The 19,202-nt window shown below is 61.0% G+C and carries 12 protein-coding genes; 6 read left to right on the forward strand and 6 right to left on the reverse strand.

Translation table 11 applies throughout. From position 1 onward, the window contains the following. Positions 1-112 precede the first annotated feature (112 nt). Complete coding sequence (locus KGA98_RS08930) at positions 113-1,015, forward strand: LysR family transcriptional regulator (RefSeq protein ID WP_090454946.1); 903 nt, start codon at positions 113-115, stop codon at positions 1,013-1,015. A 132-nt stretch (positions 1,016-1,147) separates the two neighbouring features. On the opposite strand, the gene KGA98_RS08935 is transcribed toward KGA98_RS08930, so the two are convergent. The 3 genes from KGA98_RS08935 to KGA98_RS08945 form a co-directional block, all read right to left on the reverse strand. Beyond that, a complete protein-coding gene (locus tag KGA98_RS08935; RefSeq protein WP_223502114.1) occupies positions 1,148-2,245 on the reverse strand; it encodes a DNA alkylation repair protein in 1,098 nt (365 codons plus the stop codon). A gap of 175 nt (positions 2,246-2,420) precedes the next feature. Further along, on the reverse strand, positions 2,421-4,229 hold the full coding sequence (locus KGA98_RS08940) for a monovalent cation:proton antiporter-2 (CPA2) family protein (RefSeq protein WP_223502115.1): 1,809 nt from the start codon (positions 4,227-4,229) through the stop codon (positions 2,421-2,423). A gap of 170 nt (positions 4,230-4,399) precedes the next feature. Then, the gene (locus KGA98_RS08945; protein WP_223502116.1) at positions 4,400-4,957 is read right to left on the reverse strand and encodes a LuxR C-terminal-related transcriptional regulator; all 558 of its coding nucleotides are present in this window, start codon (positions 4,955-4,957) and stop codon (positions 4,400-4,402) included. A gap of 311 nt (positions 4,958-5,268) precedes the next feature. Between KGA98_RS08945 and KGA98_RS08950 the strand changes: the two genes are divergently transcribed. Beyond that, positions 5,269-5,556 carry a PilZ domain-containing protein gene (locus KGA98_RS08950; protein WP_154910473.1) on the forward strand — a complete coding sequence of 96 codons (288 nt, stop codon included), beginning with the start codon at positions 5,269-5,271 and terminating at the stop codon, positions 5,554-5,556. A gap of 90 nt (positions 5,557-5,646) precedes the next feature. After that, a complete protein-coding gene (locus KGA98_RS08955) occupies positions 5,647-11,781 on the forward strand; it encodes a VCBS domain-containing protein (protein WP_223502117.1) in 6,135 nt (2,044 codons plus the stop codon). A gap of 202 nt (positions 11,782-11,983) precedes the next feature. Here the strand turns inward: KGA98_RS08955 and KGA98_RS08960 are convergent, their stop codons facing one another. Together KGA98_RS08960 and KGA98_RS08965 are read right to left on the reverse strand one after the other, a co-directional pair. Next, positions 11,984-12,694, reverse strand: coding sequence for an alpha/beta fold hydrolase (locus KGA98_RS08960; protein WP_263287826.1), 711 nt, complete (start codon positions 12,692-12,694; stop codon positions 11,984-11,986). Continuing rightward, complete coding sequence (locus KGA98_RS08965; protein ID WP_150814556.1) at positions 12,684-13,595, reverse strand: LysR family transcriptional regulator; 912 nt, start codon at positions 13,593-13,595, stop codon at positions 12,684-12,686. The genes KGA98_RS08960 and KGA98_RS08965 overlap by 11 nt, the downstream gene beginning before the upstream one ends. A gap of 121 nt (positions 13,596-13,716) precedes the next feature. Here KGA98_RS08965 and KGA98_RS08970 point away from each other — a divergent pair, with 121 nt between their 5' ends. The 3 genes from KGA98_RS08970 to KGA98_RS08980 all read left to right on the forward strand — a co-directional run bounded on the left by KGA98_RS08970 (position 13,717) and on the right by KGA98_RS08980 (position 15,433). Then, positions 13,717-14,427 carry an AzlC family ABC transporter permease gene (locus tag KGA98_RS08970; RefSeq protein WP_154862303.1) on the forward strand — a complete coding sequence of 237 codons (711 nt, stop codon included), beginning with the start codon at positions 13,717-13,719 and terminating at the stop codon, positions 14,425-14,427. Between the two features lie 5 nt (positions 14,428-14,432). Then, positions 14,433-14,720, forward strand: a complete 288-nt coding sequence (locus KGA98_RS08975; RefSeq protein WP_263286826.1) for an AzlD family protein — start codon at positions 14,433-14,435, stop codon at positions 14,718-14,720. A 74-nt stretch (positions 14,721-14,794) separates the two neighbouring features. Beyond that, on the forward strand, positions 14,795-15,433 hold the full coding sequence (locus tag KGA98_RS08980) for a LysE family translocator (protein ID WP_154862304.1): 639 nt from the start codon (positions 14,795-14,797) through the stop codon (positions 15,431-15,433). Positions 15,434-15,641: 208 nt separating this feature from the next. On the opposite strand, the gene KGA98_RS08985 is transcribed toward KGA98_RS08980, so the two are convergent. Next, the gene (locus KGA98_RS08985; protein ID WP_223502119.1) at positions 15,642-19,034 is read right to left on the reverse strand and encodes an Ig-like domain-containing protein; all 3,393 of its coding nucleotides are present in this window, start codon (positions 19,032-19,034) and stop codon (positions 15,642-15,644) included. Between the last annotated feature and the right edge of the window lie 168 nt (positions 19,035-19,202).

Consider the following 19,202-nt stretch of genomic DNA (forward strand, 5'->3'; position numbering starts at 1 on the left):
TCTTGTTGTCTGTCATCCTAGTTGTTAGCTTTCGTCAAAAGAATGTTAGTTTTTGCGCAGCTGCTGTGCGTTTTTAAACAGCATCCCGAACGGCAACGAACAAGGACGATTCATGTTCGACTGGAATGACCTGCGGTTTTTTCTCGAATTGCAGCGCAGCGGGCGTTTGCTCACGGCTGCCCGTCGCTTGAACACCACCCATGCCACCGTGGCGCGGCACATCGAGGCCATCGAAAAAAGCCTCGGTACGGCGCTGTTCGTCCAGCACGCCCAGGGTTACGAGATGACCCCGGCCGGCGAGGCGTTGCTTAAACACGCCGAGGCGATGGAGAACGTGGCGCTGCTGGCACAGGAGGAAATCACCCAATCCACCGCGCCGCTGGGCAAGATCCGCGTCGGCGTGACGGAAGGGCTGGGCATCATGTTTCTGGCCAGTCGCATGAACGGTTTGTTCGAGCGCTATCCGGGGCTGGAGGTGGAACTGGTGGCGGTGCCGCGTTTTGTCAGCATCCTCAACCGCGAGGCGGAAATCAGCATCCACCTCGAACGCCCGGCCGCCGACATGCTGGTCACCCGCAAACTCACTGACTATCGCCTGGCGTTGTATGCCAGCCAGGACTATCTCGATCGCTCACCGCCGTTGCGCAGTCGGGAGGACCTGGGGCGTCATGCGTGGATTGGCTATGTCGATGATTTGCTGTTCAGCCAGGAACTGATGTTCCTCAACAGCTTCTGCCGCAACCCTCGGGTGGTGTTTCACAGCACCAGCGTGATCGCCCAGCAACAGGCGGCGCGCTCAGGCCTGGGGATCGCCGTGCTGCCGTGCTACATGGCCAGCGCTGATCCCGGTCTGGTGCCGCTGCTGCCGGACGAAAGCATCCAGCGCAGCTACTGGATCAGCACCCGCCGGGAGCTGCACAAATCGGTGCGGCTGCGGGTGTTGTGGGATTATGTGGTGCAGATGTGTGAGCGGGAGCAAGGGTTGTTGCTCGGGCCAGCCTCCTACGGTGCCTGAACGGACGCCATCGCGAGCAAGCTCGCTCCCACAGGGTGCTGTGTTGTCACACATTTTGCGAACGTTGCTAAACCAATGTGGGAGCGAGCTTGCTCGCGATGGCGGCAGCACATCCAATATCCATCTTGGGGCTCAAGCAAGAATCTCGAACGCCGTGCTGGCCAGCCGTTCACCATTGACCATGATGTGCACCGCATGGCGCCCCGCGTAATGCCGGCGGGTGGTGAGTTCCTTGATCTGCTGACCACGGCTGACGGCTTCGACGGCGTTGCCCGGCAGCGTCAGCGCCTTGAGCTTGAACACCTTCGCCGAGGTGCTGCCGTTGGCCTTGACGTAATCGATGGCGTAGTCGATCACCAGGCGCTGGCTGCTTTGAACGGTGGATTTGACGGCAAACGACAGGGTGATTTTTTCTCCGAGGCCAATCACCGGCGGTTCGACTTTTACATCAACGATCTCGACTTCAGGCTTGCCGCCCGCGCCGATGATCGCCAGTGCCCGCCGGTTGCCCTGTTTGATCAGGCTGCGGAGGGCGTGTTTGGCGATCCATGCGGTGTGCCGGTTGTCCAGCGACCAGCCTTCGATCAGGTCCAGCACCCAGTCGGGATGATCCTTGGTGATGTCGTTGAGGTGGTTGGCCACGGATTTGCGTACGTACAGGCTCGTGTCGGCCTTGAGGTTGTCGAGGATGTTCGCGGCCAGTGTCGGATCGGCCTGAATGGGCTCCAGCCGGAATGACCAGGGCAGGCGTGGCCGGCATCCTTCACTGGCCAGGCGCCGCACATGTTCGTTGTCATCCAGCGACCAGGCATGCATCAGCTTGAGCGAGCGCTCGAGGTCACTGCGCAGAAAGTGACGGATTGCGAACTCCGAAGAGCCAAAAGCGGTGAAGTACTTCAGTGCGTCCATCGACTGATCGAACGCATGGGCGCCGTAGCTGGCGACATAGTGCGGCAGGCACATGCTGACGAAGCCGCTGTTCAGGCGCGGGGCGAGGGCGCGCAGCACCTGCAGCGACGCTTCATAGTCCAGCGGCAACACCGCGTGCAGGCATTCGCTGACCCGGGCCATGCGCTGCATGACACTGAGGTCTGCCAGCCCGGATCGGGCCAGCTTCAGGAAGCGTCTGGCCTCGAATTCCGGATACACCGCCGTTATTTCGGTGGCGATGTGCTGGAGACGCTCGGTGTTGAAGATTTCCTTGAGGGCGGGGGCAGGTTGGTCAGTCATGGTGGATTCCTTTGAAATGATTGTTTATCCAATGCACCGCGTTATCGTTCTTCGCGAGCAAGCCCGCTCCCACAAGGGGGCTCTGTCAGGCTCAATATTTGTGAACACCCAAGATCCAATGTGGGAGCGGGCTTGCTCCGGGCGGCGTTCCGACGAAGGGGCCCTCAAATTCACCTCAATTCTTGCCCGCTTGCTCTTGCAGGTGATCCGACTCGAATAACCTGGCCAGTTCCGCCCGCGCTTCCTGCGCCGTCTGCATCACTTTCACCGCGTCGTCATACACCGCATGCTGGGCTTCGAGCACCACTTCGTCGTGCTGCTTGAAGCGCTTGATCCGCGCATCCGCCTGAGCCTGGGTCAATCCCAGCCCGATCAGGGTTTGCCGGCTCATTTCCAGGCTCGAGTAAAAGGTTTCGCGCACGGCATGTGCGCCGACGTCCATCAGCCGGTGCACATGCTGACGGTTACGGGCGCGGGCGATGATTTTCATATGCGGATAGAGCTTGCGCACCAGCTCGGCGGTCTTGATGTTGGTGTCCGGGTCGTCGGTGGCGATCACGAAGTACTCGGCTTCCCCGACCTTGGCCGCGTTGAGGATTTCCGGGCGCATCGGGTCGCCGTAGAACACCGGCACGCCACCAAAACTGCGGGACAGTTCGATGGTTTCCACCGAGGTGTCGAGGGCCACGAACTTGATGTTCTGCGCGCGCAGAATCCGCGCAACGATCTGGCCCATGCGACCCATGCCGGCGATCACCACCCGTGGCGCGTCGGCGTCGATTTCGCGGAACTTCTCCGGCACTTCCACCGGTTGCACTTTCGGGCTGACCAACCGTGCGCAGAGCAGCAGCAACAAGGGTGTCACGGCCATGGACAGGGTGATGGTCAGCACCAGCAAGTCATACAGTTCTGCCGCGAACAGCCCGTGATCTCGCCCGATCTTGAATACCACAAAGGCAAATTCACCACCGGCCGCCAGCACGATACCCAGGCGGATCGCGCTGACGTTCTTCAAGCCTCCGGCCAATCGACCGACAATAAACAGCAGCGGCAGTTTGATCGCGATCAGCAACAGGGTCAGGCCCAGCACCGCCACCGGCATGCTCAGCAGCAGACTCAGGTTCGCACCCATGCCGACACTGATGAAAAACAGCCCGAGTAACAGGCCCTTGAACGGTTCGATCTGGGCTTCCAGTTCGTGGCGATACTCGGAGTCCGCCAGCAACAGGCCGGCGAGGAAGGCGCCCAGGGCCATGGAAATCCCGACCAGTTCCATCAGCCATGCTGTGCCAATCACCACCAGCAACGCCGTGGCGGTGGAGACCTCTGGCAACGCGGTTTTGGTCACCACGCGAAACACCGGTCGCAGCAGATAGCGCCCACCGATCACCACGACGGCGATGCTGGCCAGCACTTGCAGGCCGTGGTTCAGGTTTTCGCTGACGGTGGTGCTGTGATCGCCACCGGCCAGCAACGGCACCATGGCGATCAAGGGGATCGCGGCGATGTCCTGAAACAACAGAATCGCGAACGCCAGCCGCCCGTGGGGGCTGGTCAGTTCCTTGCGTTCAGCCAGGCTTTGCAGGCCGAACGCCGTGGACGACAGCGCCAGGCCCAGGCCCAGGACGATCGCGGTGTTCAATGGCTGGCCAAACAGCCACAGCGCCACCACGCCGATCACTGAACCCGTCAGCAGCACTTGGGCCAAGCCCACGCCGAACACTGATTTGCGCATCACCCACAAGCGTCGCGGTGACAGTTCCAGGCCGATGATGAACAGCAGCAACACCACGCCGAGTTCGGAAATGTTCGCGACGCTTTGCGGGTTGTCGATCAGGCCCAGCACCGACGGGCCGATGATCACCCCGGCAAACAGATAACCCAGAACCGCCCCCAGTTGCAGGCGCTTGGCTAATGGAACGATGAGTACGGCCGCCATCAGAAACACGACAGCGGCTTGTAGCAGGTTGCCTTCATGGGGCATGGGCGAAACTCCAGGACTCGGGACAGCGGGGGGCGTCAAGGATAAAGGCTGGGTTCCGTGAAGATCCACTGCGGCAGTGGTCTGTCACGCAGATTGATGGCGAATCTTGCCGGCCTCGCAGGAGATGGGTGGGGTAGATCGGGTTTTCGATCAATCTGGAAGGAATCGGCTCAGTCGCCTGTGGAAAGCCCATGCTTGTGTGCGTAGGCGTACAGATCTACGCGATTCGTCAGGCCCAGCTTGCTGTAGATCGATGTCAAATGGTTGCGCAGCGTGTGTTCGCTGATGTGCAGTTTCTCGGCCACCAACTTGCCAGGGGCAGAGGGGTCGCGGGCCAGCGATGCAATGGTTTGCTGCTCGCGGCGCGTTAGCTTGGCGATTTTTTGTTGCTCCGGGTCTATATCGCGCTCGACTTTCTTGCGCGCCAGTTCAAGGAAGATACGGCTGGTCGCATTGCGGTCAATCCAGAGCTCGCCGTCATGCACTTTTTCTATGGCTTTGAGCAATGTCGATGCGGATGCCGACTCCCGCTTATCCACCACGCCACGTGCGCCCGCCAGCACCGCACTGTCATGCAGCGTCACGTCGCTCGACCCTGTCACGACCAGGATCTTGGCTTTGGTCTGTCTGTGCAATTCGGCCAGTGACTCGATACAGTCCTCGCTGTCCAGGTCCAGCACCACCACATCCGGCGCGTATTGGTGCAGCGAAAGCAGGTATTGCGCCACCGACGCCACCGAACCCGCCAGCGCCAACCTTGGTTGAGCGCTTTCCACCAGACGCTCAAGGCCCCAGGCCACGAGCGGTAGAGCGACTAACAGGACTTGAATTGGCATTCGGGTCGCTGCCTCTTTAGGCGGGTTGTGTTAGCTGATCATGATAGCAATCGTTGCAGCCTGTAGCTTTTTTCTATAGCGCTTCAGTCCCCCCCTCCCATGACATTTGTCCCGTAAAACACTGTTTTCATGGGTGATTGACTCCTAGAAAAAAGGGATAGCGCACTCATGTAATAAACAGCGGCCGTTTTTAGACTGCAGTCATGAGAGACGCACACCGAATTGAGCCCCGTGAACAAGTCACCCTGTCGCTGCAACTGATCGGCGGGGGCAAGGGTGTCATCCGTGACATCAGCGCCTCCGGTTTGTATTTCGAAACCGATAGCGAGCAGCAGGTGGGTAGCTTGATTGACTTCGAGATCGAACTCGACACGCCCGGCGGCCCCATGAAGTTCAAGGCGCAAGGACAAATCGTGCGCATTGAGCCGCTGGGCGGCAGGGCCGGGGTGGGCGTGAAGCTACTGGCCAGCCGGCTGGTACCGGTGGAGTGAAGTGTTCGTGGGTTGAGGAAGAATCGGCTTGCGGCTGTTGGTGGCCCACAGCGGTTTTTTGCTTTGAAGTGACATTCTTGGGAGAAAGACATGGCTAGCACCACCACTACCAGCGGCGGAACCGTTACCTCGTTTTCCAACACGCCGCAGGCGAAGGATGACGTCTATACCACCACTGAAAATCTGCTGGGGGTCGTGTATTGGGACGTCATGTCCAATGACCTCGGCGGTAACGCGAAGACACTCTGGTCACTCGACAACGCGGACAGTCTTTCTACTGCCACCAAGACGTATGCGCCGGCCGACCTCCTGACCCAGGATACGGCGAGGGCTGAGGCGACGAGTTCTGACACCAGTAAGAATGGTGCAAAGATCTGGATCACCTCGGACGGGAAGGTCGGCTACGACGCCGCTACTTTCTCGTGTGAGTTCAAGGAACAACTCCAGGCGCTTGCCACTGGTGAGCTCCTGACGGACAGCTTTACCTATGCGATTCGCCTCGGCAATGGAACGCTCAGTTGGGCCACTGCTACCGTGCAGTTTTCGGGCGTGAATGATGGTGTGACGATCAGCCTCGGCGCGCAGGCCGGCATGGTGACCGAAGACGCCGACACCACTGCGAGCACGACCGACTCGCTGACGGCCAGTGGCACGATTGTCTTTAACGACGTCGACCTCAATGACACGCACATGGCGACGTTCACGCCGGCGGGGGGCAACACTACTCATCTTGGTACGTTCATGCTCTCGTCGGTAAGCGAAGCTGCGAACGCGGCCAACGGTTCTGTGCAATGGACGTACAACCTGGACAATGCGGCGGCGCAGTACCTGGCCCAGGGACAGACAGTAACCGAAACTTACCTGGTCACCATCAGCGATGGTCAGGGTTCGTCGGTAACGCAGAATGTGACCATCACTATCACCGGCACCAACGACGCGCCGACGGTGACGGCGGCAGAAATCGAAAGCGGGGCGGTGACCGAAGACGGCACCACGGTGGCCAGCGGCAGCTTCGCCTTCGGCGACGTAGACCTGGCCGATGACGCACATGTGGCCAGCGTGAGCGCGCCGTCCGGTGCGCTGGGTACGCTGGTGGCCATTGTCAGCGACGAGAGCACGGGCGACGCGGCGGGCAGCGTGGGCTGGACCTATACGCTGAACAACAGCGCGGCGCAGTACCTGGCCGAGGGCCAGACCAAGACCGAAGTGTTCACGGTGACGTTGACCGATGACTTCGGGGCGACGGTGACCAAGAACGTGACGATCACCCTGACCGGCAGCAACGATGCGCCAGTGCTCAGTTTCGCGACGGGCAATGATGCCGGTGCGGTGCAGGAAGACACCGCGCTCACTGTGAATGGCCAGTTCAGTTCGACCGACATCGATCACGATGCCACGGCGACCTGGAGCATTGCGGGTACGGATACGGGCATCTACGGCTCGATCGCCGTGGACAACACCGGCAAGTGGACTTACACGCTGGCCAATGGCACCAATGGTGTCGCCAGTGCGGTGCAGTCACTGAAGGCGGGAGAAAGTCACAACGAAGTGTTCAGCGTGCAGGTCAGCGATAGCCTCGGCGGTGTCGACACCCAACTGGTGACTATCACCGTCACCGGCAGCAACGACGCCGCCGTGCTGTCCTCGGCCAGCGTTACGCTGAGCGAAACCAATGCACCACTGACCACCGGCGGCAGCCTGACCATTAGCGATATCGACAGCCCGGAAAGCTTCCAGGCGCAGTCCAACACCGCCGGCAGCTACGGCAAGTTCTCCATCGGCACCGGCGGTGCCTGGACCTACGTCGCCAGTTCCGCCCACAACGAGTTCGCCGCCGGCATCACCTACACCGACAGCTTCCCGGTGAGCAGTGCCGACGGCACCCTCACTTCGGTCACCGTGCACATCCTCGGCACCAATGATGCGGCCGTACTGTCCGCCGACATCGCCAACCTCACCGAGACCAATGCCGCCACCGACATCTCCACCAGCGGCACCCTGACCATCAGCGACGTCGACAGCGCCGCGACCTTCGTCCCGCAGACCGACATCGCCGGCAGCTACGGCAAGTTCTCCATCGGCACCGGCGGTGCCTGGACCTACGTCGCCAGTTCCGCGCACAACGAGTTCGCCGCCGGTATCACCTACACCGACAGCTTCCCGGTGAGCAGTGCCGACGGCACCCTCACTTCGGTCACCGTGCACATCCTCGGCACCAATGATGCGGCCGTGCTGTCCGCCGACATCGCCAACCTCACCGAGACCAATGCCGCCGCCGACATCTCCACCAGCGGCACCCTGACCATCAGCGACGTCGACAGCGCCGCGACCTTCGTCCCGCAGACCGACATCGCCGGCAGCTACGGCAAGTTCTCCATCGGCACCGGCGGTGCCTGGACCTACGTCGCCAGTTCCGCGCACAACGAGTTCGCCGCCGGTACCACCTACACCGACAGCTTCCCGGTGAGCAGTGCCGACGGCACCCTCACTTCGGTCACCGTGCACATCCTCGGCACCAATGATGCGGCCGTACTGTCCGCCGACATCGCCAACCTCACCGAGACCAATGCCGCCGCCGACATCTCCACCAGCGGCACCCTGACCATCAGCGACGTCGACAGCGCCGCGACCTTCGTCCCGCAGACCGACATCGCCGGCAGCTACGGCAAGTTCTCCATCGGCACCGGCGGTGCCTGGACCTATGTCGCCAGTTCCGCCCACAACGAGTTCGCCGCCGGCACCACCTACACCGACAGCTTCCCGGTGAGCAGTGCCGACGGCACCCTCACTTCGGTCACCGTGCATATCGCAGGCAGCAACGACTCACCGACGATCACCTCCAACGGCGGTGGTGCGACGGCTTCGATCAACGTGGCGGAGAACACCACGGCGGTCTCGACAGTGGCGGCGACCGATGCTGATCTGCCGGCGCAAATGCTGAGCTACAGCATCTTCGGCGGAGCGGATGCCGCGAAGTTCTCGATCGCTTCAGGCACAGGCGTACTGAGCTTTGTCTCTGCGCCCAACTTTGAAGCGCCGACAGACTCGGGAGCGAACAACGTCTATGACGTGATTGTGCGAGCATCGGACGGCACGCTGTTTGACGACCAGGCGATCGCGGTAACCGTGACGGGCGTCAACGATAACTCCCCGGTGATCACCTCCAACGGCGGTGGTGCGACGGCTTCGATCAATGTGGCGGAGAACACCACAGCGGTCACGACGGTGGCGGCGACCGATGCTGATCAGCCGGCGCAAACGCTGAGCTACAGCATCTTCGGTGGAGCGGATGCCGCGAAGTTCTCGATCGCTTCAGGCACAGGCGTACTGAGCTTTGTCTCTGCGCCCAACTTTGAAGCGCCGACAGACTCGGGAGCGAACAACGTCTATGACGTGATTGTGCGAGCATCGGACGGCACGCTGTTTGACGACCAGGCGATCGCGGTAACCGTGACGGGCGTCAACGATAACTCCCCGGTGATCACCTCCAACGGCGGTGGTGCGACGGCTTCGATCAATGTGGCGGAGAACACCACAGCGGTCACGACGGTGGCGGCGACCGATGCTGATCAGCCGGCGCAAACGCTGAGCTACAGCATCTTCGGTGGAGCGGATGCCGCGAAGTTCTCGATCGCTTCAGGCACAGGCGTACTGAGCTTTGTCTCTGCGCCCAACTTTGAAGCGCCGACAGACTCGGGAGCGAACAACGTCTATGACGTGATTGTGCGAGCATCGGACGGCACGCTGTTTGACGACCAGGCGATCGCGGTAACCGTGACAGGCGTCAACGATAACTCCCCGGTGATCACCTCCAACGGCGGTGGTGCGACGGCTTCGATCAACGTGGCGGAGAACACCACGGCGGTCTCGACAGTGGCGGCGACCGATGCTGATCTGCCGGCGCAAACGCTGAGCTACTCGATCCTGAATACGGCCGGGACGGACTTTAGCAAGTTCTCGATCAGTTCGAACGGGGTGTTGACGTTCAATTCGGCGCCCGATTACGAGAATCCCCAGGATATCGGTGGCGCCGACGGTGACAACGCCTACGTTGTGGACGTTCAGGTGGCCGACGGCAATGGCGGAACCGACACGCAGACCATTACGGTAAACGTGCAGAACGTCGTTGAGACGCCAGTTGATACCGTAGCGCCGACGGTGACCTCCATAACCGTGCTCACAGCGTCAGGGGCACAGACACAGCTAGGGAACACCGGCAGCGGCACAATAACCATCATGTTCAGTGAAGCTGTGATTAACTTCGATATCAGTGATTTCAGTGTCACCGCAGGCCGCGGAACCCTCAGCAACTTCTCCGGTAGCGGCACTACTTATACAGTGGACTTCACCAGAACCGACAATGGATCTGTAAAAGCCAGCGTTGCAAACACCTACACGGACTTGGCTGGTAATACGGGTGTTGCGTACACCTCTAACGCAAATCTCCCGGCAGGTGTGGCTGGCGAACCCATCAATCTAGCCCTCAACGTTCCGTCGGCCGATATCAGCGGCCCAATAACGGTGGCCATCAGCGGTGTTCCCTCGGGATGGACGTTCAATGCAGGAACCAACAACGGCGACGGCACCTGGACCGTGCAGACCAGCGATCCCGGCGCATTGACTGTGACAACTCCAAGCGACTTCGCCGGTGCGTTGGTGCTCGATGTCAACATGCACTGGAGCAACAGCGACGGCAGCACCGCAAGCGCCTATGTGTTCAACAACGTCGAAGTCTATGCCCCGGGCGCACCGATCTTCGCTTTGTCCGCTGACGACAACCTGACCGGTTCGTCCGGTACCGACACCTTCGTCTTCGCCCAGCCGATCGGCAACAATCAGATCTACAGTTTCGATGCCACGGCAGACAAGATCGACATGATCGGCTTCACGGGCGTCACCGGCTTTGCTGACTTGAGTATCACTAACGACGCCAATGGCAATGCATTGGTCAGCATAAGCTCGGGCCAGACGGTCACCCTGAAAGGTGTCGATGCCGCGGACTTGAGCGAAGCGAACTTCCAGTTCGATGTCGATCCGCTCACCAACAATGCCGGCACCCTCACCATTGCCGACGGCGCGATCATGCCGTTCGGTGGCAGCATCCATAACAGCGGCACCATCGAGCTCGGCTCCACCGGCAACGAGACCAGCCTTGAGATTCTGTTCCGTGGCGCGACCTTGACCGGTGGCGGCCAGGTGCTGCTATCCGACAATGCGCAAAACGTGATTTTCGGCGGCAGCGCCGACACGGTGCTCACCAATGCCGACAACACCATCTCGGGTGCCGGTCAGTTGGGAGCGGGGCAGATGATGCTGGTCAACTCAGGCCTGATTCATGCCAGCGGCGTCAATGCGCTGGTGATCGATACCGGTAGCAGCGCCGTCACCAACACGGGGGTGCTGCAAGCCAGCGGCAGCGGCGGATTGGTGATTGAAAGTGCGCTGGTCAACAGCGGCAGCCTGTGGGCGAACGATGGCAATATCACCATCCACGGAGATGCCCAAGGCGCGGGAAGCGCGACTATCAGCGGTTCGGCGATGCTGGAATTCGGTGCTGCCTCCGATCAGCATGTGACGTTTGACAGCGGCGCGGCAGGCACGCTGAAGCTTGATGTGTCGACGGCGTTCAGTGGCAGCGTCAGCGGTTTTGCCGCGGGTGATACGCTGAACTTTGGCGATATTGCGTTCGGCGCCAATACGCAGATCACTTATGCAGCGAATGACACAGGCACCGGCGGCCTGCTGATCGTGAACGACGGCGCGCATGCGGCGCAGATCGCGCTGAATGGCCAATACGCGGCGGCGGGTTTGCAGGCGAACGCCGAGGGCAGCGGCAGTGAACTGGCCTACGATGCAGCGGCGGCAAACCACAGGATGCTGGGCGGCCTGGCCAACGACACTCTGGTCGGCGGTGCGGGTGACGATCTGTTCCTCGGCGGGCTGGGCAACGACACGCTCAACGGCGGCTTCGGCAACGATACCTTCGCGTTTGCTGCCGCAGGCTTCGGCAACGACTCGATCCAGGACTTCGACGTCAATCCGGCCGGAGGGCAGGACCTGCTCAATATCGCGGGGCTGGGGATCAGCAGCGAGACGTTCGCTGCCAACGTGAGCATTGCGGCTGACGGGGCGGACACGCTGATCGGGATCGGAGTGGACTCTATTCGCCTTGTCGGTGTCAGCAGTGCAGGTATCGATCAGGCGGACTTTATCCTGGCGGTATGATGCTTTTGCTACGGGCTGAACTTAGCTACGCGGTTGCAGGCCCCATCGCGGATAAATCCACGATGGGGCCTGTGCGAGGTATTCTCAAGAACCTCGATTTTGGTTGACTGACTTCCTCAGCGCGTGAAGCGGGCATCCCATCGAAGTCAGCAAACCGGTTTCGATACCCATCTCACTCTGGGCAGCTCGTAAACTGGCACGACTACTTCGTTACCACTGTTGCAGCCAGCCACTGCGACATCAACCGTGCCAGCGTTTCGGGTTGCTCCAGCGGGACCATATGTCCCGATCCTTCAATCATCTCCAGCCGTGCTCCCGGGATCTGCACACACAACTCCTGTGCCTCGTCTGCCTGTCTCAGCCCGTCCTGTACAGCTGCAATGATGAGAGTCGGGCACTGGATTTGGTCCGTTGGCACATCCGCTCTATCCAGCAAGGACTGAGTGGCAAATGCCGCATGCCCCATGCGGGCGCTCATATCTCGAATTCTTCCAATCAGGGCCGTGTCATTAGCTCGTTGCGGATGCACCGACTTCGCGATAGTCGCGAAACTCAAACCACGAAATTGTCCTTGTGCCGAGGCGTCGATGGAGGCTTGCTTGATCCGCCGCTGCTCGGGCGAGTCCGCACGTAACGAGGTGGCGATCAGGACCAAGGCAGCCACGCGATCAGGGAACTGCTGCACGAGTGATCTTGCTACATAGCCACCGAGGGAAAAACCTACGAGGATAAACCTTGGCGGTGCAGACGATGCAATGTGCTGCGCGATCTGCGCGATAGTCTGTCCCTCAAGCAGGTGGGCAAGGTGAATATCCTGAGTGGATGGCAGGTGTTCAATCACTTCATCCCAAAGCGTTTCGTCGAGCATGAAGCCGGGAATCAGTACCCATGGCAGAGCACTTTCAGAGGACATGTTTGTCACCCCCAGGGACGTGGGTTGGTCCATCGCATAGTGGGTCGCGCAACGCCCCGGCAACATGTACGTACAGCGCATCTACAGCGCGTGAGCCTGTCGAGTCTCGGCTTCGGGTCAACACGACTTCCGCCACCGGCAGTTCCGGCAGACCGTGCCGAGTATCCAGCACCTTGAGATGTGCCGGGAGGCTGCAACGAGTTACCACGGCCACCGCCAGGCCACTTTCCATCACCGTCAATTGGCCGCTGACATTGGGGCTGTTGTAGACCACTCGGTACTCACGCCCCAACCCCGAGATAGCGGCCAGTATTGCCGTACGTAAACGTTCGCTGAGCCCGTGCACGGCGATCGGCAGCGGGCTGCGCTTCCAGGCTTCATGTTGCTCGGCGCCGCCCCATACCAACGCTTCCCTGAACAGCAGTTCGCCCCGTGAAGGGCCGTCGCGAGTGACCAGGGCGAGGTCGATCTGGCCGCGGTCGACCTTTGCCCAGAGGCTTGCGGAGTCTTCGCAGACCAAGGTGACCTCGACCTCGCCGAAGCGGGTCATGAAGCTGCGCAGGGCCGGCATCAGATAGGTCAGGGCATAGTCATCCGGCACGCCCAGGGTGACGCGTCCGGAGACCGCGCCTCCGTGCATCGCATCAACCATCGTCGAATGGGCTTCGAGCAGCTTGCGGGCGTGGCCGAGCAGGTCATACCCGGCAGGGGTCAACGTCAGTTGCCTCGGTTCGCGTTTGAACAGCGGTCGACCGAGGCTGTCCTCCAGCTTCTTCAACTGCATGCTCACCGCAGACTGGGACCGGGCAACCTGACGCGCCGCCGCGGTCATGGAACCGGTATCCACGACTGCCAGGAACGTGCGCAACCAGTCGATCTGCAAATCCTTGGAATGAATCATCGTATTCAGACATTCGATAATCGAATGCGTTGTATAACAGATATTCGCTTTTCTGGGTGATCCAGTGCACTCACACTTGTCGCCACAACGACAGCAATAGCGATGCAGTGAGCAGCCGCCAATGACACACCCAAACACCAGAAGCGAGATCCTGCGAGGGGCGAGGGACGCACTCCCGGTCATGTTCGCGGTCGCCCCTTATGCCATGGTCCTCGGTACGCAAGCCTCCCAGGTCGGCCTGTCACTGGTTGAAGTGGGTGCCATGACCGGCCTCAACTTCGCCGGCGGTTCGGAGTTCGCCGCCATCAAGCTGTGGGCTTCGGTGCCACCGATGTTGACGATCGTGCTCATCACCCTGCTGATCAACAGCCGTCATATCGTCATGGGCGCGGCGCTGGCGCCTTATCTCCAGCACTTGCCCAAACGCAAGGTGATCCCGGCCTTGTTCTTCATGGCGGACGAGGGCTGGGCGATCAGCTATGCCGACACCCTGCGGCGGTCTTCGGCCCAGCAGCAAACGGCCTTCAGCTGGCCCTACTACTGGGGCGCTTGCTTGCCTTTCTACCCCGTCTGGGTCGGTTTTGCCTTGATCGGCGCAGCGATCGGACCGGCACTGGGCAACATCGAAGCCTATGGCTTTGCCATGGCCTTCCCGGCGGTCTTCATCGTGCTGCTCAGGGGTATGTGGAAAGGCTCGCGGTTGGCCTGTTCCTGGTTGATCAGCCTGCTGGTCGCGATCCTGGTCTACCTTACGGTGCCCGGCGCCTGGTTCGTGTTCGCCGGCGTCATCGCCGGGATGTTGTTCACTTACCTACGGGCGATGGAGTCGTGATCAGCATGGCAGCTTTGCTGACGATTGTGGGCATGGCGTCAGCCACCTATGCGACACGCCTGACGGGTTATCTGCTGCTGCGCAAACGCAAGCTCGGGCCGCGTGCCCGCGCGGTAATGGAGGCAGCACCGGGGTGCGTGCTGATCTCGGTGATCGCTCCACACTTTGTCTCGCCTCATCCTGAAGAGTTGATCGCATTGGGCATCACACTGGTTGCAGCGTGGCGCTTGCCGATGCTGTTCACCGTCGCGATTGCTGTGGGGTCGCTGGCAGGGCTCCGATTGCTCCTGTAGGTGATGAGTATTTTGCCTCATCAGGCAACGAAACCTTCGGTAGTATGCCCTCAATTTTCTACGAGCCTGGAACCATGGACCCGAACACTATGCTGGCTTTTACCCTGGTCGCCGCGATTGCCATCGCCAGCCCGGGGCCTGCGACATTGATGGCGATCAACAACAGCCTCGCCCATGGCCAACGCAGCGCGATGTGGTCCTCGCTGGGCAATGCCAGTGGCCTGTTCTGCCTGTCGGCGGCTGCGATGCTGGGGCTGGGGGCGCTGCTTGCCAGCTCCGAAGGGTTGTTCAACATGGTAAAGATCGTCGGCGCCGGGTATCTGTTCTACCTGGGGGTGAGGCAGCTGCTCAACAAGACGCCGCTGCTGGCTGATGGCATTCAGGAGGGGCAGAGCCTGCGGCCCACACGCCTAAAGCTGTACAGGTCGGCTTTTTTTACCGCGCTCTCCAACCCCAAGGCGACTCTGTTTTTTACGGCGCTGTTCCCGCAGTTCATCGATCAAGGCGCAGCTTTGTTCCCGCAATTTCTGATCCTGACCGCGATCTTCATGGCGCTCTCAGTGTCGTCGTTGAGCCTGTATGCCGCGCTGGCCTCGCGCGCCAAGGGCGTGCTGGTACGACCCGAACTGTCCCGCTGGGTTAGCCGGGTGGTGGGGGTAACGTTCATCGGATTTGGTGCTGCGATACTCGCTATACGCAGGCAGTCGGCCTAAGACATGAGTGTTGATGAATGACCGCTTCAGCCGATTGCTGCCTGTCTTGAAGGGCTGCAACCGACCCATAACACGCCGACGATGGAAACTCTGGCTCCGAGCTACAGCTTGAAATGCCGGTCTTCTGGAGATTTGACAGCCAGGTAAGTTGTCAGTTTTTTAGCAAGAGGGCCTCAATGAGGCCCTCATCGCTAAAGCCAGGTTGTACTCAGTTCGCCTTTATCGGCACCGTCACGGTTTTGCCGAAGGCCGATTTGATGGTCGCCGTCGGGCTAGGCGACGGGCCACTGCCGGCGGTGGTCACTGCTATGTTCCAGCGAGCGCCTGTGGCTGTAGGCGTCAGGACGGCAGCGCCAAGGTTCACCGTACCGGTTGTGGTCGTGGCCGTCGCCGTGATGGTATTGCCCGTGCCACGGGAGGTGGTGCCGGACAGGACCCAATACCAGCGGCTGTTGCTGCGGGCGGTGACGGTGGCGCTGGTGACGATCAGGCTCTCGTTGATTGGTGCCGAGACCGCCACGGACACCGTCGCAGGTGCCGACTCGGCGCCCTTGGCATCGGCGGCCCTATAGGTAAAGGTCGCGGTGAACGGCGCGGGGACCGTGGCCGGTGGTGTGTAGGTCACACGCAGGCCATCGGTGCTGACCTCGCCCTTGCCGGAGTCCGGTTGCTCCAGCCCCACCACTTTAAGTGGCACGTTACCGTCAGGGTCGCTGTCGTTGGCCAGGACGTTGATGATCACCGGTTGGCCGGTGTTACTGATGGCGCTGTCGGGGTTGGCGACCGGTTTTTGGTTATCGGGGTCCTCGACACGTGTATCGCCAGTGCGGAAGGTCGGCAGCGCGGCGGAGTTGACGTAGTTGACGCCGTCCCAGCCGGGCAGGGGGGTTGGCATCAACTGGAACTGGCCGGGGTGCTCGACATCCCAGCGCAGCAGCATGGACGTGTCCTCGTGCTGGGTATTGTGGCAGTGCTCCATGTAGGTCCCGGCGAATTCACGGAAGCGGATCGCCATTTCCACGTCCTGCGAGCTGTCGATGCCCTCGCCGATACGATAGATGTCCTTGCGGGCCCATTTTTCCCATTCCGGTGGTGCCATGCCGTCGCGCTTGAGGACGATGCCTTCTTCGAAGTGCACGTGCACCGGGTGGTTCCAGCCGTTGCCGCCGTTCCTGATTTTCCACACTTCCAGGGTGCCGTCACCGGAGAACCCGGCAGCGGTCGGACCGTTGGCCAGTTGCGGAGCGGCGCTGATGATCCGAGGGTCCATCTGGAAGCCTAAGCCGCCGTCAGTCTTGATGGTCCAGGGGGCTTCGTCGGTGCCATCGGAGCGGCCGAAGATGAACTCGCGATGGCGCGCCAGTTTCAGTTTGGCCTGCACCGTCGGGTCGTCACGGTTGAGGGTCAGCGGAAGCATGGTTTTACCCATCGCCTTGCCCGGCTTGGCGGGTTCGTAGTCGGCGGGGTTCATGCTCACGTCCTGGCCGGCATAAGGCTGGACCAGCAGTTGCAGGAACTTGCCCACCACCGGGTCGCCGGCGTCCCATTCCAGCCCCTTGCTGCCCAGCTTGAGCACCGCCTTGTACCTGCCGGACAGGACATCGGCCAGGCTCGGCGGTAAAGCCTCCGGCCCCTTGCCGTCGTGGTGCTCCATCAGGTTGACGAAATACAGCTTGTCGCCGGTGCTGATCCCGTTTTTCGCGAAGTTGACGATGATGTCGTAACGCTCGGCGATGCCCATGGTGGGCAGGATGGCGTTGTGGTCCTGCAGGTCGCCGTCAGCGTCCAGGTCCATGCTGCCGTCGAACGGCACGGCGTGTTCCATGAGGTTGCCGTCGTTGGCGATCAAGTGGAACGGCACGCGGGTATAGGACAGGCCGGAACCTGTCGGGCCGGGGAATTCGCCACCGGTGCCGACGATTTCACGCACCAGCGCGATCTTGAAGTAGCGTGACACCGAGCCGTTGAGGATGCGGAAACGATAGCTGCGCGCCCGCACCTTCAGGCGCGGCTGGTACTGCCAGTTGACCAAGAGCTGGTCGCCGAGAAAACCATCGGTGTTGAACGGGTTGAACCACAGCTGGCCATTGGCGTCCCAGGCCTTGTCAGCCAGTAGCAGGTTGACGTCATAGTCGCGGTTGCCCCAGGGCAACGCTGAACCGCTGGGCAGGCGCAGGTTGACGCCGTCTACAAACGCTTCGTTACCGCGATCCAGGGCGCTGTAGTAGTTCATCATCACCGCGTTGCCCTTGTAGACGTTCTGCGCGGTGAAATCGAGCATGTGGTCGTGGAACCAGTGGGTGCTCATGGTTTCGTGCCAGTCGCCACGGATTTTGATGCTGCCGTTGTCGCAGGTCTTGAGGCCCGGCGTGGCATCGTTGACAAACAGGGTTTCGCCCGGGGCGCAGGGAAATGCCGCGCGCGGATCCTGAGCGCTGGTGTTGATGGTGTCGTAACCGGCCAACTGGATCGGCCAGCGATAGTCGTAGTACTGCCCCGGAAAGAAAAACGCATTGGAAAATCCGTCGCTTTCCGCCGGGGAGTGGCCATTGTGTTCGTGGGTGCTGAGGGTGTGCAGGCCGAACCCCATGTTGGCCGACGGATCGATCGGCAGGGCGTTGTAGTGACGCATCAGCACCGGTTGGCCGTACCGCACCATCAGCAGTTTTGGCGGAAAGGTGCCGTCGAAGGTCCAGAGCGCCTTGTGGTTCTGGATCGGCATGTTGGGGTGAAAACGGGTGTCGATGCCTTTGGTGGTGCCCGTAATGACCGGGGTGTCCGAGGTCTGGTTGTAGAGCCCGCCCGGCCCGAACTCACCGACGGCGTAGTTGTGCAACTGGCGGCGGTCGCGCATGCCGCCGTTGAGCTTGGCGCCCGCTTGAGTGGTCTTGAAGGCGACCTGTGGGTAGAACTCGTTCCAGCGCTGGTGCGACCAGCCTTTTCCTGGCGGACGACCTTCGGCCGGCGAGCTGACCGGATGGCGGTTGAGGAAGGCTTCGATCTGCGCTTTCCACGGGTTGCGGTCCAGCACGTTGGAATACTGCGCCGGAAACGGGTACAGCCCCGGCTGGCGCATGAAGGCTTCCAGCGCGGCGGCCGAAGGGCCGCTGCGGGCGATGTTGTTCGGGTCCTGCGTGGGCGCCGGACCGACGATCGGAACCGGGAAAGTCAGGGTGGGCGGCGGCAGTGTCGGGTCGAGTTTTTCCGTGCCGAATTCTTCGAACAGCAGCAGTTGCTGAGTGTACGGCTGGGCCCCGAACAACGGGCTGGGCTTGCCGTTGGTGGGGATTTTGAAGGATGTCTGCAGGCTTGGCGGCAGCACGTTGTCGGTCGTTGGCGTGGTGCGGGTGCCGAACACGCCATTGGGCAAGGCGATGGAACCCTGGTTGGCGGGTGGCATGGCCTTTAGGGCATCCAGCGCGGCCTTGAAGTCGGTCGGCGGGTTGGTATACGCCGAAGGATCTGTTGGCGGCGGCGGGCTGACATCGTCAAGCGGTGCTGCGTTGACCGGGGACAGACTGAAGGTGATCAACAGTACAGAGCCTGCGCCCGAAACCCTTAAGAAGCGGAACGAATTGAACGGCGATGCAATGATTTTCATGAGGTTCCCCTCGCGACATAGCGCAACGGCGAAACCCGCCATCCCCGGTTGGTGACAGCATCTGCCTGCGTTGCAAGGGGTTATGCAACCGTCGGGCCATGGATGAGGAAGATACTGAGTAATAAGTAAGTTGTTTCAAAATGTGTCTTTTTGGTGAAGTGTAGGGTG

Origin of the sequence: Pseudomonas sp. BF-R-24 (assembly GCF_019947335.1) — a bacterium.
In the GTDB taxonomy this organism is placed as follows: Bacteria; Pseudomonadota; Gammaproteobacteria; order Pseudomonadales; family Pseudomonadaceae; genus Aquipseudomonas; species Aquipseudomonas jessenii.

Bases quoted from the DNA above. Each gene is read 5' to 3' on its own strand.
- KGA98_RS08955 (WP_223502117.1), top strand. From the start codon at position 5,647: ATGGCTAGCACCACCACTACCAGCGGCGGAACCGTTACCTCGTTTTCC.
- KGA98_RS08940 (WP_223502115.1), bottom strand. From the start codon at position 4,229: ATGCCCCATGAAGGCAACCTGCTACAAGCCGCTGTCGTGTTTCTGATG.
- KGA98_RS08935 (WP_223502114.1), bottom strand. From the start codon at position 2,245: ATGACTGACCAACCTGCCCCCGCCCTCAAGGAAATCTTCAACACCGAG.
- KGA98_RS08970 (WP_154862303.1), top strand. From the start codon at position 13,717: ATGACACACCCAAACACCAGAAGCGAGATCCTGCGAGGGGCGAGGGAC.
- KGA98_RS08980 (WP_154862304.1), top strand. From the start codon at position 14,795: ATGGACCCGAACACTATGCTGGCTTTTACCCTGGTCGCCGCGATTGCC.
- KGA98_RS08975 (WP_263286826.1), top strand. From the start codon at position 14,433: ATGGCAGCTTTGCTGACGATTGTGGGCATGGCGTCAGCCACCTATGCG.
- KGA98_RS08950 (WP_154910473.1), top strand. From the start codon at position 5,269: ATGAGAGACGCACACCGAATTGAGCCCCGTGAACAAGTCACCCTGTCG.
- KGA98_RS08965 (WP_150814556.1), bottom strand. From the start codon at position 13,595: ATGATTCATTCCAAGGATTTGCAGATCGACTGGTTGCGCACGTTCCTG.
- KGA98_RS08985 (WP_223502119.1), bottom strand. From the start codon at position 19,034: ATGAAAATCATTGCATCGCCGTTCAATTCGTTCCGCTTCTTAAGGGTT.
- KGA98_RS08930 (WP_090454946.1), top strand. From the start codon at position 113: ATGTTCGACTGGAATGACCTGCGGTTTTTTCTCGAATTGCAGCGCAGC.
- KGA98_RS08960 (WP_263287826.1), bottom strand. From the start codon at position 12,694: ATGTCCTCTGAAAGTGCTCTGCCATGGGTACTGATTCCCGGCTTCATG.